The following is a 12,670-nucleotide window of genomic DNA, read 5'->3' as shown; positions in this document are numbered from 1 at the left end:
GGTGATCCGCCCGCTGGGGATCGGCCGCTCGGGCCGCTCCACGGCGTCCAGCCGCCGGTCGGACCAGTCGTTGGCGGCCATGCCGGCCCAGTAGAGCAGCACCGAGGCACCGGCCAGGCCGGGCGTACGGGGACCCAACGCGCCGGCCGCCGCCGCCCCGGCGATCACGTCGCCGGGGACGGAGAGCGCGGCCGGTGCCCGGACCAGCTCGGCGAGGTCAGCCAACGTTGTCATGGGTACCGTCCCCGCCGTGTAGTTGCCGGGCGAACGCGGTCAGCCGGGCCCACTGCTCGCCCAGCGAGTGGGTGGGCGTGCCCAGCGGGTCCTTGAAGAAGAAGCCCAGGTCGGCCAGGGGCCCCACCCGCCCGGCGGCGTGCGCGGCGGCGGTGAGCCGGGCCAGGTCGAGCACCAGCGGCGCGGCCAGCGCGGAGTCGCAGCCGTGCCAGGTGAACTCCATCCGCATGCCGGTGCCGAGAAAGCCGGTGAAGGTGATCAGATCCCAGGCGGTCTTGAAGTCGCCCAGCTCCTCCACGTACTCGATCCGGGTGCCGCCCTGCGGGACGTAGCCAAGCGTCTCGCCGAGCACCCGCTGCTTGCTCTGCACCTTTGCCGCGTTCGCGGCCGGGTCGGCGAGGGTGGCGCCGTCGCCACCGCCGAGCAGGTTGACCCCGGACCACGAGCCGACGGCCAGGTTGCGCATCGCGAACATCGGCGCGAGCACCGACTTGACCAGTGTCTCCCCGGTCTTGCCGTCGTGCCCGGCGTACGGCAGGTGGGCCTCCTCGGCCAGCGCGGCCAGCGCCGGCAGGCGCAGCCCGGTGGACGGGGTGAAGTCGACGTACGGGCAGCCGGCCAGCAGCGCGGCGTAGCCGTAGAGGGAGCTGACCGGCAGCACCTCGTCCGGCCCGTCGAGGGCGGCGCGCAGTGCGATCGGGTCGGTGTGCCCCGGGTGCGGTCGAGGGGCCGGCTCGGTGGCGGAGACGTTGACCACCACCACCCGGTCCAGCTCGTGCCGCTCGCGGAAGCTGGTGAGGTCGCGGACCACGGCGGCGGCCCGGTCGGCCTGGCTGGCGCCGGTCGGCGCCGGCCGCAGCTCCTGCTCGACAGTGCCCAGCTCGTCGCGGAGCGCGGCGACCAACCGCCAGGGGATGACACCGGCGTCGGCCAGCGTCTCGGCGCGTTTGCACAGCGGGGTGGTGGCCAGGTCGTGCCCGCCGAAGACCAGGTCGGCGAAGGCCGGCAGAGCGGGACCGCGCAGCTCGGGCAGCTCGGTGACGCAGCCGGTGGGCCCGGCCAGGCCGGCTCGCAGCGCGAGCCCCCCGACGATGCTGGTGGTCGCGACGGAACCGCGCGCTCCTACCAGCCAGACACCTGTTCGCATGGTGCTCCTTCCCATCCAGGAGGAACCGTCGGTACTGCTAAATATAGGAATATCAGAATAATTTTCGGAAAGCTACGGCCTGGAACGGATGGGCCCCGTCCACCCGCCCGCACCGGAACGGCACCGGTTTCCGACGTCGGCGTCGGCGGCGACGACGTCGGACCGATCCCCGGCACGGGTACGGGCAGACGGGGCTGGTAGGCAGGGTCGGGTCGGCGTCTCGACCCTGCCTCCCCCGCATCCGACCAGCCGGGGCGTACCCCGGCCGGACGTCTCAGGCCACCGCGCCACGGCGAGCGGTGCCATCAGGTCCTTCGAATCTCCACCAGTGGTGGCGGTCCTCCGGTGCGGCCGGGGAATCCCGGTCCGGACGCACCGGACGACCGTCCTGCTCGTGCGCCACCGGGCCGTACGGCCCGGCTGCACGCTCTCCGACGCCGACCTCTGTCCCAACCGCGGGGCGCAATCCGCGGCTGGTCCCTCGCCGGTCGGCTCCGGAAAGCCGGTCGGGCGACGGCGGTGCGGACACCGCCGTCGCGGATGATCAATGGTCAGGCGACCGCCGCGGTCAGCGCCGGCTCCACCTCGGCCCAGGAGGAACCGAGTTCCGCCGACCGGGCCACCGCGTCAGCACCAGCTGGACCTGCAACGCGTCGGCGAAGGACGGAGTCGGGTCGGCACCGGTGGCGACCGCCTCGATGAAGTCGCGCATCTCGTGCGTGAACGAGTGCTCGTAGCCGATGATGTGGCCCGGCGGCCACCACGCCGACATGTACGGGTGCTCGCCCTCGGTCACCAGGATGCGGCTGAAACCCTGCTCGGCAGCCGGCCGGGTGGCGTCGTAGAACTCCAGCTCGTTGAGCCGCTCCAGGTCGAAGACCACGCTGCCCAGCGAGCCGTTGATCTCGACGCGCAGACCGTTCTTCCGGCCGGTGGCGAACCGGCTCGCCTCGTACGTGGCCAGCGCGCCACCGTCGAGCCGGGCCACGAAGACCGCGGCGTCGTCGACGGTGACCGGGCCGGTGGGCGCCGTGCCGCCGTCCACAGTGGCCGCCAGACCGCTCGACTCGGCCGGCAACGGCCGCTCCTTGACGAACGTCTCGGTGACCGCGCTGACCCCGCTGATCCGCTGGCCGGTGACGAACTGGGTCAGATCGATGATGTGCGCACCGATGTCGCCGAGCGCGCCGGAGCCCGCCCTGTCCTTCTGCAACCGCCAGACCAGCGGGAACTGCGGGTCCACGATCCAATCCTGGAGGTACGTCGCACGGACGTGTCGAATCACCCCGAGTCGTCCGTCGGCGACCAACTGGCGCATCATCGTGACCGCGGGGACCCGGCGGTAGTTGAACCCGCACATCGACCGCACTCCGGCGGCCCGGGCGACGTCCGCCGCGGCGGTCATCGCCCGAGCCTCCTCCACCGTGTTGGCCAGCGGCTTCTCGCACAGCACGTGCTTGCCGGCGGCCAACGCGGCGAGGGCGATCTCGGCGTGGCTGTCGCCCGGGGTGCAGATATCGACCACGTCGATGTCGTCCCGGTTGATCAGATCACGCCAGTCCGTGGTGTACGCGTCCCAGCCGAGCGTGTCGGCGGCATCGGCCACCTTCGCGCTGTCCCGGCCGCAGATCAGCGCCATCCGGGCCCGCGCCGGCAGGTCGAACACGCGGTTCACGGTGCGCCACGCCTGCGAGTGCGCGGCGCCCATGAACGCGTAGCCGACCATGCCGATCCGCAGTTCTTTGTCTGTCGTGGACAAGGTGGGTCTCCCCCCGGTATGTCAGAACCCGAGCTTGTCGTAGCTGCTCGCGTTCTCCTTGGTGATCGTCTCGGAGGCCAGCGTCACTTCCTTGGGCACCTGCAGCTCCGTCAGGTCGCCCAGGCCCCGACCCTGCGCGATGAGCCGCGCGAGCGAGACCGCCGAGGAGGCCATCGACGGGTTGTAGGTGACAGTCGCCTTGAGCACGGTGTTGTCGGCCTTGATCGCTTCGATGGCGAGCTTGGAGCCCGCGCCGCCGACCATGAAGAACTCCGACCGGTTGGCCTGCTTGACGGCGGCGAGCACGCCGATGCCCTGGTCGTCGTCGTGGTTCCAGATCGCGTCGATCTTCGGCAGCGCCTGGAGCAGCTGGGCCGCCTCACGCTGGCCGCTGTCCGAGGTGAACTCGGCCGACCGGCGGTTGTTCACCTTGAACCCGTAGGTAGCCAGGGCCGCCGCGAAGCCGGCGCTGCGCTCGACGGTCAGCGGGATCTCCAGGCCGGCGATCTCACCGATGATCGGGTTGGCGACGCCCTTGTCCTTGAGCTGCCTGCCGATGTAGTGCCCGGCCGAGACGCCCATGCCGTAGTTGTCACCCTTGATGACCAGCCGCGAGGCCAGCGCGTCCGGAAAGGCCCGGTCGAGGTTCACGATCGGGATGCCCGCCTGCATCGCCTGAAGGGCAACGGCGTTGACCTCCTTGCCGTCGTGCGGCAGCACGACGATGATGTCCGGCTTCTGGGCGATCAGCGTGCCGAGGGTGGAGCGCTGGGCCTCGGAGTTCGACCCACCGTCGACCTCCTTGAACTCCACGTCCGAGTACGCCGCGGCCTGGGCCTTGGCGTTGGCGTGGATCGCACCCATCCAGCCGTGGTCGGCGGCCGGGGCGGAGAAGCCGATGACGACCTTCTTACCCGGGGCGTTGTTGCCTTCGCTGTTTCCGGCGGCCTTGGTCTGGGTGCTCGCCGCCGGCGTCTCGTTGCTGGTGCAGGCGGTGAGCAGGGTGGCGGCGCCCACTGCGGCTCCACCGAAGAGCAACCGGCGGCGCGACAGGTCGCGACTGTGCTGGGTCATGAACGACCTCCTGGGAGCGGATTATTTGTTGATGAGGGTGTGCGAGGCCCGGCCACCGTCGGCATCGCGCGACGTGGCCAGGGACAACGGTGCGGTGCGTCAGGTTGCGGTGGTGACCCTGTTCCGCGCGAGGAGCCGAGTGACGGACTTGAACTGGAACTGCTGGATCAGGACGGCGGCGACGATGATGCCGCCCTTGACCATGTTCTGCGCCTCGATGGAGAGGCCGTTGATGGCGAAGAGGTTCGTGATCGTGGCGAAGATGATGACGCCGAGCAGCGAGCCGACGATCGTGCCCCGACCACCGCTGAGCAGCGTCCCGCCGATGATCGCGGCGGCGATCGCGTCCAGCTCGTACAGGTTGGCCATCGCCGCCTGCGCCGAGGTCGCCTGCGAGGTGAGCATGATGGCGGCGATGCCGCAGCAGAGCCCGGAGAGCGCGTAGAGCAGCATGGTGTGCCGGCGGACGTTGATACCGGCCAGCCGCGCCGCCTCCGGGTTACCGCCGACGGCGATGGTCCGGCGGCCGAAGGTCGTCCGGTTGAGCAGGACCCAGCCGGCCACCACCACCGCGCCGAGGATGTAGACGAGGATCGGAATCCCCAGCACCTTGCGGGCGGCGATGTCGTTGATGAAGGTGCTGCTCGACACCTGGGTCTGCTTGTTGGAGATGGACGCCGCGAGCCCACGGGCGGCCACCAGCATCGCGAGCGTCGCGATGAACGGCACCAACCGGCCGTACGAGATGAGCACGCCGTTGACCAGGCCGACGCAGATGCCGACCAGCAGAGCGGTGAAGATCATGCCGCCGGCGCCGTAGTTCTGGGTGGCCACCGTGGTGCACCAGACACCGGCCAGCGCGACGATCGCCCCGACCGACAGGTCGATGCCGCCGCCGATGATCACGAAGGTCATCCCGACGGTGACCACGCCGACGACCGAGGCGAGCTGGAGGATGGCCAGGACGTTGTTCCAGACCCAGTTCGGGTCGCCGTACAGGTCGGGCTTGGTGATCGCGCCGACCACGATGAGCGCGGCGAGCACCCCGATCAGGCCGAGGTTGCGCTTCGCGCCGTCGCCGCCGTCACCCCGCCACCAGGAGAGCCGGCCCGCGCCCGCAGCCTTGTCGCCGGCCACCGCCGTCTCCGCCGGGTCCACCGGCGGCGACTGCGCCGGAAGCTGCGGGCGCTCCGGTGTCGCGGTGGGAGTGGGAGTCGCGTCGCTCATGCCGGTGCGCCTTCCATCAAGGACCCCGCCATCACGAGGTCAAGCACAGTGTTCTCGTCGAGTTCGCCGGCCGCGGCCTCGCGGACGACCCGCCCTTCCCGCATCACCAGCACCCGGTCGGCCAGACCGAGCACCTCGGGCACCTCGCTGGAGACCAGCAGCACCCCGACGCCCTGGGCGGCCAACGAGCGGATGACTTGGTAAAGCTCAGCCCGCGCGCCCACGTCCACACCCCGGGTGGGCTCGTCGAGCAGCAACAACTTGGTGCCGCCGAGCAGCCAGCGCCCGACCACCACCTTCTGCTGGTTGCCGCCGGACAGGGTGCGTACCGGCCGGTCGACGTCCCGGGGCCGCAGCTCCAGGGTCTCGGCGATCCGGTCCGCCTCCGCGCGTTCCTTGGCGGCGTCGGTGAAGCCGAGCCGCGCGTACCGGCCGAAGGTGGCCAGCGTGACGTTGCGGTAGATCGGCTCACCGAGCAGCAGCGCCTGACTCTTGCGCTCCTCCGGGGCCATGCCCATCCCGGCCCGCACCGCCGCGCCGACGCCGGGGCGCAGCACCTTGCCGTCCATCCGCACCGTGCCGGCCTCCGCCAGCCGGGCGCCGTAGATGGTCTCCAGCAGCTCGGACCGGCCGGAGCCGACCAGGCCGGCGATGCCGACGATCTCCCCGGCCCGCACGGTCAGCGAGACGTCGGCGAACTCGCCGGTGCGGGTCAGCCCCTCCACCTGGAGCAGCTCGGCGCCCGCGGTGTCGTCGGTGGGGTGGTCCGGGAAGACGTACTCGATGGTCCGGCCGGTCATCCGGCTGACCAGGTCGCGGGTCGGAGTGTCGCGCGCCGGCAGGTTGGCCGCCGTGGTCCGGCCGTCCTTGAGTACGGTGACCCGGTCGCCGATCTCGCGGATCTCCTCCAGCCGGTGGGAGATGTAGATGACGGCGATGCCCTGCGCGGTCAGCTCCCGGATGATCCGGAACAGGTTGCCGACCTCGTCGTGGGCCAGCACCGCGCTCGGCTCGTCCATGATGATCAGTCGCGCCTCGTGCGACAGCGCACGGGCCATGCTGACGATCTGCTTACCGGCCGCTGGCAACGACCGGACCATCCGCCCGGGCGGGATCTCGCCGTGGCCGAGCCGACCGAGGATCTGCCGGGTGTGCCGCGCCATGCTGCCGCGCCGGATGAACCCGAAGCGGCGGTATTCGTGACCGAGGAAGGCGTTCTCCGCGACCGAGAGATCCTCGACGAGATCCAGCTCCTGGTAGATCGTGGCGATACCGGCGCGCATCGCGGCCTGCGGGTTGGCGAAGCTGATCGGCTCGCCGCGCCACTCCACCAGCCCGGAGTCCGGTTGGTGCACCCCGGCGAGCACCTTGATCAGGGTGGACTTGCCGGCGCCGTTCTGCCCGAGCAGGCAGTGCACCTCGCCGGCACGCACCTCCAGCTGCACGCCGTCCAGTGCGCGTACGCCGGGGAAGGTCTTGACCAGGTCGGTGAGGCGCAGGACCACCTCGCCCGCGACGGTGTCGGCCGGAGCCTCGACCAGCGGCGCCTCGGCGGCGGCCTCGGCCGACGCGGTGGCGGGGTCATCCTCGGGCAGAGCCACAGTCTCCTCCTCGCTCACGACGGGTTTCGGTCAGCCGCACGACGGCCCCGGCTGGCGTCGGTGACGTCACAGTGCCTTCTCGTGTTCGCGACTGCGGGGCTCGCAAACCCGGCTCACTCCTCGCGCTCACGAAGCCTCCCCGAAGGCGACGTCACTGGCGAGCACGGCGGCGCCGGCGACACCGGCCCGACCACCGAGTTCGGACAGCACGACGGGCAGGTTGCCGGTGGCCAGCGGCAGCGACCGGCGGTAGACCACACTGCGGATCTCGGCGAGCAGGATGTGCCCGAGCTGGGCCAGCCCGCCGCCGATCACGATCATCGACGGGTTGGTGAAGCTGACCAGGCCGGCGAGCACTCCGCCGACCCGCCGTCCGCCGTCCCGGATCAGTTGGATGCAGCTCACGTCACCCTCGACGGCGCCCTCGGCGACGTCCTGGGCGGTCACCACGCCGCGCAGGGCCAGCCGCTCGGCCAGCGCCGGCGACACCCCGCTGCGAGCGGCGGCGAGCGCGTCCTTGGCCAGCGCGGCGCCGCTGAACAGCGCCTCCAGGCAACCGACGTTGCCGCAGGAGCACATCGGACCGTGCGAGTCGACCTGGATGTGGCCGATGTCGCCGGCGCAGCCGTCGGTGCCCCGGTAGACCTCGCCGGTGAGGTAGATGCCGCAGCCGATGCCGGTGCCGATCTTCACGAAGAGGAAGTCGTCCACCGAGTGGGCCACCCCGCCGTGCCGCTCACCGATCGCCATGATGTTGACGTCGTTGTCGACCACCGCCGGGCAGCCGTGCTCCCGGCTGAGCAGCTCGCGCACCGGGAACCGGTCCCAGCCCGGCATGATCGGTGGCGAGACCGGGACGCCGTCGCGGAAGCTGACCGGCCCGGGCACACCGATGCCGACCGCGTCCAGTCGCTCGTACGCGCCGTCGACGCGGGCCTTGTGCAGCAACTCGTTGACCCGTTGCAGGGTCACCTTCGGTCCGTTGCGGATGTCGGCGGCCTCGGCGTAGTGCGCGACCGGTTCGAGCCGTCCGTTGACCACCTCGACGTCCATCGAGCTGGCGCCCAGGTCGACGGCGGCGAAGCGGAGCTGCGGGTTCAGCTCGACGAGCGTGGAGCGTCGACCACCCCGGGACGCGGCGAGCCCCGCCTCGGCGACATACCCCAGCGCGACCAGACGATCCAGCTCGGCCAGCATGCGCGGACGCGGCATCTGGAGACGATCGCCCAGCTCGGCCCGGGACACGGCGCCCTCGTCGCGGAGCAACCGCAACAGTCGCACGTGCAGGGGGTCGACCGTCCGCACCGGGGAGCCCCCTCTGAATTGGCATCGTTCACATCGACGCAATGCCGATGTGTTGTGTCCGACACAGTAGGAGCGTTCCACGCCGCCTGTCCAGAGCTTCAACCGTTCCGAGACCAACTTTTGTCCGAAAGAACAAAAGCTACTAGTCGATCAAGGAAAGGATCACGGACTGCCCGCGAGCCCTCGCGTGCAGTTCTATCGACGAACACGAAATCGCCCCGCCAGCCGATCTTCGGTGGCGGGGCGACTGCTCCGGGAGGTCAGCGGCGAGCGGCGGAGTTTCGCTTCTTGCGGAGCTTGCGGTCGTCGCGCAGCTCGACGTACGGCTCGTCGTCCACCGGGTGCCCGGCCGAGATCGCCCGGCTGCGCTCCAGCTCCGCGTCGAACTCGGCACCGAGCAGGATCGCGATGTTGCTCAGCCAGAGCCAGACCAGGAAGATGATCACCCCGGCCAGCGCCCCGTACGTCTTGTCGTACGAGCCGAAGTTGCTCACGTAGAACGCGAACAGGCCGGAGATCACCAGCCAGATCACCACGGCCAGCACCCCGCCCGGGCTGACCCAGCGGAAGCCGCCGTGCCGCGCGTTCGGCGAGGCCCAGTAAAGGATCGCGAACATCAGGCTGACCAGGATCAGCAGCACCGGCCACTTGGCGACGTCCCACACCGCGACCGCCGTCGAGCCGAGCCCGATCACATCGCCCACCGACTCGGCGAGGCGGCCGGTGAAGACCACGATCACCGCGCAGACCAGCAGCAGCACGCCGATCACCGCTGTCACACCGGCCCGGATCGGCAGCGTCTTCCAGATCGGCCGCCCCTCCGGCACGTCGTAGATGGTGTTGGACGCACGCATGAACGCACCGACGTAGCCGGACGCGGACCAGAAGGCGGCCAACAGACCGACGATCGCCGCGATGCTGGCCAGGCCACCGTTCCTGTCCGCGGTATTGATCGCGCCCTCGATGATCTGCCTGATGCTGTCGTTTGGCACCGCCTGGTTGACGGTGTCCTTGACACCCTCGGTGGCGCTCTCGCCGAGCAGGCCGAGCAGGGAGATCAGCACCAGCAGGCCGGGGAAGATGGACAGCACCCCGTAGTAGGTCAGGGCCGCCGCCCAGTCGGTCAGGCTGTCGTCCTGGAATTCGGTGATCGTTCGGCGCAGCGCCGCCTTCCAGCCGCTGCCGGGCAGGTCGGTGGGGCTGTCCGGTCCGGCGTCCGGCCCGACCGGCGCACTGGCGGGATCGTGCTCACGCTCCCGCTGGGCGGAAGACTCGTCCGAGGCCATCGCCCCTCCTCATCGTCGGCGGTGTCACCCCCGGAGATGCCCCGTCGACGGGCTCGGATAACCCCTACCTGTAGAGCAACCTGCCCATCCGGCGCGAGGCCACCAGCAGACCGACCACCAACATCGCCACCAGGTAGAGCACGTCGAGCAGCCAGAACCAGTCGCCGCCCAGCGCGACCCCACGGATCAGATGCACCGACCGGTACAGCGGAGTGATCTCGACCAGCCAGTGCAGCACCGTCGGATAGGCCTGCGCCGGCACGAACGTGCCGGAGAAGAGGAAGAGGGTGAACTGCGCCGAGCCCATCAGGTCGAAATCCTGCCAGCTGCGCATGAAGGTGGAGATCCCCATGCCGATCGCCCCGAACGCGAACCCGACCAGCACCGCGGCCGGGAGCGCGGTCAACGCCCGGGTGACGCTGGTCAGCTCCAGCGCGACCATCACCCCGAGGAACGCCGCCGAGTAGGTGCTGCCCCGCAGCATCGCCCAACCCAGCTCACCCACGGCGATCTCGAACGGCCGTACCGGGGTGGCGATCACCCCGTCGTACAGCTTCATGTACTTCATCTTGCCGAAGAAGTTGAACGTGGTCTCCGCGAGCGCCCCGGTCATCGCCGAGGAGGCCAGCATCGCCGGAGCCACGAACTCGGCGTACGAGACCAGCCGCCCGTCGGGCAACGGCAGGTCGCCGACCAGCGCGCCGACGCCCACCCCGATGGAGAGCAGGTAGAGCAGCGGCTCCACGAAGCCGGAGAGCAGCAGCAGCCAGTAGACCGACTTCAGCGCCGCGACGTTGCGCTCGACCACCGACGCCGACCGCCGGGACGCGGCGGAGACGTCGACCAGCCGGGGCAGCATCAGTGTGACCACGACAACCCCTTCAGGGTGCTCGCTGAGACGACGAGTGTGCTTGCTAGACGACGAGCTTGCGGCGAAACGCGTGCAGCGCCAGCAACCAGCCGGCGACCGCCCAGGCGGCCAGGTAGAGCAGATGCCCGACGGCCGACCACTGCGGGCCGACACCGAGCGTGGCCGCGCGGCACAGGTCCACCGCGTGCCACAGCGGCGTCGCGTACGCCAGCCAGCGCAGCGCGTCGGGCAGCGACTCGACCGGGAAGAACACCCCGGCGAACAGGGTCATCGGGATGACCGCGAACCGGAACAGCATGGCGAGCCAGCTGTCACTGGACACCGACGCGGCGAACGCGAAGGTCGGCGCGGCGGCGGCCAGCCCGAGCAGCGCCACCACCGGCAGGGTGGCCACCGCCCACGGCGACCGCAGCGCCCCGAACAACCCGGTGACCAGCAGGAACGCCGCGATCGTGGTGAGCACCCGGAACAGCACGAAGGCCAGGTGCCCGGCCAGGATGTCGCCCACCCGCAACGGCGACGCGCTCTGCGCGAAGTAGGTCTTGACCCACTGGAAGTTGCTGAACACCGGCCAGGTCGAGTCGCCCACCGTCACCTGGAGCGCGGTCGAGGCGATCAACCCCGGCACCAGCCAGTCGAGGTAACGCACCCCGCCGACCCCCTGGTCGATGTACGCCCCGACGCCGAACCCGAAGCCGAGCACCGTCAGCGTCGGCAACAGGAACGAGGAGAACACCCCCGCCCGCCAGGTGCGCCGCAGACCGACCAGGTAGTGCTCGAACACCGCCCACGCCGGCACCCACGGCAACCGCGCCGATCCCGTCACACTCACCGCGACCGCCTCCACCCCACCGTGCCGACCACGACCTGTCTACCCCGCAGGTACGACAGACCGCGACCCGTTTACGTCGTGTTCGACTCGGCTTCCAGGAAGTCGGGGTGTCAACCGCCGCGGGAAGCCCCGACTTCCTGGAAGCCGAGTCGATCAGCAGACCGCAGCGACGGCGGCGGCTGTCGGGACGGCGCGGCGGCCTGGTGACGCCTACCGGTGGACGGAGTCGGACCCGACGAACCTGCGCCACGCGTCGGACGTGAAGACCAGCGCCGGACCGGCGGGATCCTTGGAGTCGCGGACGGCCACCAGCCCCGGCAGGTTGTCGGCAACCTCCACACAGTTGCCACCGTCCGGGCCGCTACGAATGCTCTTGCGCCACCGGGCACCGGTCAGATACATGTCTCCGCCACTTCCGCCATGAGGTCGAGGGACTGTCCGTGCGATAGTGCCTCACCCCGGATCGACTCCCACACTTCGACCATCTGGCGAACGTACTCGGATCGGTCGATAACCTGGCCGTGACGCTGGCCAGCGAGGTAGACGAGGTCCTCCCCCGGAGGCGACGTAGCGATCACGAAGGGCCCCCCGAGGCCGGCGTAGGCACCGGCAAGGGTTGGCACGACCTGGATTCGCACCCTCGGGAACACCGAACCGAGTTTCACGAGGTGCTGAATCTGTTCGCGCATCACCTCTGGCCCACCGACGTCGCGACGCAGCACGTGCTCATCAACGACAGCAGAGATCAGCGGTGGTCGATCGCGGGTGAGTAGTCCCTGCCGGTCGAGCCTGGTCGCCACGTGTTGCTCGACTTCGTCAGGCGCGAACAACCCGCCACCGGTCAGCAGTGCGCGGGCGTACCCCTCGGTCTGCAACAGACCTGGCACGCACAGCGGCTCGAACCAGCGCAGGGCAGTGGTCTCCTGCTCGATGCCGGCCCAGTCGCGGAACCACGGCACGACGGTCTCGCGGCTGATCCGCCGTTGGATACGTTCGAACCGTCCGTCGGCGGCGAACACGGCGGGCGAAGTCGAGGCTCGGCCGGCGCTCGGAGGTCTCCACCTTGGCGACCAGCGCGCCGGAATAGCTCAACGCCTCGGCGAGTGCCGCCTGTGACAGGCCACTGGTCGCCCGGGCCAGCCGCAACTCCTCCGCGAAGTGCTCCAGCATGGACGAACTCTCCACGGACAACCTCCGTACATCTTCGTACCGTGCCGGGCCGATCGCCGTACGCGCTGGTCGTCGGCGTGCAGAACCTCCCACCGTAGTCGCGTCGTCACCAGACTGTCACGCAGCGGAACCGCTCACGGGATCGGACGGCGGGCGGAACCAGG

The 12,670-nt window shown here is 70.2% G+C and carries 11 protein-coding genes and 2 pseudogenes; all 13 read right to left on the bottom strand.

The annotated features are described in order from the left end of the window. Positions 1 to 234 (bottom strand): UbiA family prenyltransferase (locus JM949_RS13445; protein ID WP_238433097.1); only part of this gene is annotated, 234 nt, incomplete at its 3' end. After that, positions 218 to 1,381 carry an inositol-3-phosphate synthase gene (locus tag JM949_RS13440; RefSeq protein WP_203148839.1) on the bottom strand — a complete coding sequence of 388 codons (1,164 nt, stop codon included), beginning with the start codon at positions 1,379 to 1,381 and terminating at the stop codon, positions 218 to 220. The genes JM949_RS13445 and JM949_RS13440, both read right to left, overlap by 17 nt. 551 nt (positions 1,382 to 1,932) lie before the next feature. Beyond that, positions 1,933 to 3,107, bottom strand: a pseudogene (locus tag JM949_RS13435) (Gfo/Idh/MocA family protein). Positions 3,108 to 3,161: 54 nt separating this feature from the next. Beyond that, positions 3,162 to 4,214: a substrate-binding domain-containing protein gene (locus tag JM949_RS13430; RefSeq protein ID WP_203148838.1), complete on the bottom strand. Its 1,053-nt coding sequence runs from the start codon at positions 4,212 to 4,214 to the stop codon at positions 3,162 to 3,164. 99 nt (positions 4,215 to 4,313) lie between these two features. After that, positions 4,314 to 5,441 carry an ABC transporter permease gene (locus JM949_RS13425; RefSeq protein WP_203148837.1) on the bottom strand — a complete coding sequence of 376 codons (1,128 nt, stop codon included), beginning with the start codon at positions 5,439 to 5,441 and terminating at the stop codon, positions 4,314 to 4,316. Then, a complete protein-coding gene (locus tag JM949_RS13420) occupies positions 5,438 to 6,946 on the bottom strand; it encodes a sugar ABC transporter ATP-binding protein (protein ID WP_203148840.1) in 1,509 nt (502 codons plus the stop codon). Before JM949_RS13420 ends, JM949_RS13425 begins: the two co-directional genes overlap by 4 nt. Positions 6,947 to 7,168: 222 nt before the next feature. Next, positions 7,169 to 8,347 carry an ROK family protein gene (locus JM949_RS13415; protein ID WP_203148836.1) on the bottom strand — a complete coding sequence of 393 codons (1,179 nt, stop codon included), beginning with the start codon at positions 8,345 to 8,347 and terminating at the stop codon, positions 7,169 to 7,171. A 260-nt stretch (positions 8,348 to 8,607) separates the two neighbouring features. Next, the gene (locus JM949_RS13410) at positions 8,608 to 9,633 is read right to left on the bottom strand and encodes a YihY/virulence factor BrkB family protein (protein WP_203148835.1); all 1,026 of its coding nucleotides are present in this window, start codon (positions 9,631 to 9,633) and stop codon (positions 8,608 to 8,610) included. A 64-nt stretch (positions 9,634 to 9,697) separates the two neighbouring features. After that, on the bottom strand, positions 9,698 to 10,504 hold the full coding sequence (locus JM949_RS13405; RefSeq protein WP_203148834.1) for an ABC transporter permease: 807 nt from the start codon (positions 10,502 to 10,504) through the stop codon (positions 9,698 to 9,700). A 43-nt stretch (positions 10,505 to 10,547) separates the two neighbouring features. After that, positions 10,548 to 11,336, bottom strand: coding sequence for an ABC transporter permease (locus tag JM949_RS13400; protein WP_203148833.1), 789 nt, complete (start codon positions 11,334 to 11,336; stop codon positions 10,548 to 10,550). Between the two features lie 210 nt (positions 11,337 to 11,546). Further along, complete coding sequence (locus tag JM949_RS13395; protein WP_203148832.1) at positions 11,547 to 11,738, bottom strand: DUF397 domain-containing protein; 192 nt, start codon at positions 11,736 to 11,738, stop codon at positions 11,547 to 11,549. Further along, positions 11,729 to 12,355, bottom strand: coding sequence for a DUF5753 domain-containing protein (locus JM949_RS36990; RefSeq protein ID WP_309232150.1), 627 nt, complete (start codon positions 12,353 to 12,355; stop codon positions 11,729 to 11,731). The genes JM949_RS13395 and JM949_RS36990 overlap by 10 nt, the downstream gene beginning before the upstream one ends. A 58-nt stretch (positions 12,356 to 12,413) precedes the next feature. Further along, positions 12,414 to 12,506: pseudogene (locus tag JM949_RS39120) on the bottom strand (helix-turn-helix domain-containing protein); the annotation flags it as partial. Between the last annotated feature and the right edge of the window lie 164 nt (positions 12,507 to 12,670).

The sequence above is a fragment of the Micromonospora tarensis genome (assembly GCF_016803395.1).
GTDB classification, from domain to species: domain Bacteria; phylum Actinomycetota; class Actinomycetes; order Mycobacteriales; family Micromonosporaceae; genus Micromonospora; species Micromonospora tarensis.
The sequence above is the reverse complement of the archived record's forward strand: the minus strand, read 5'-3'. Positions and strand labels throughout refer to the sequence as shown.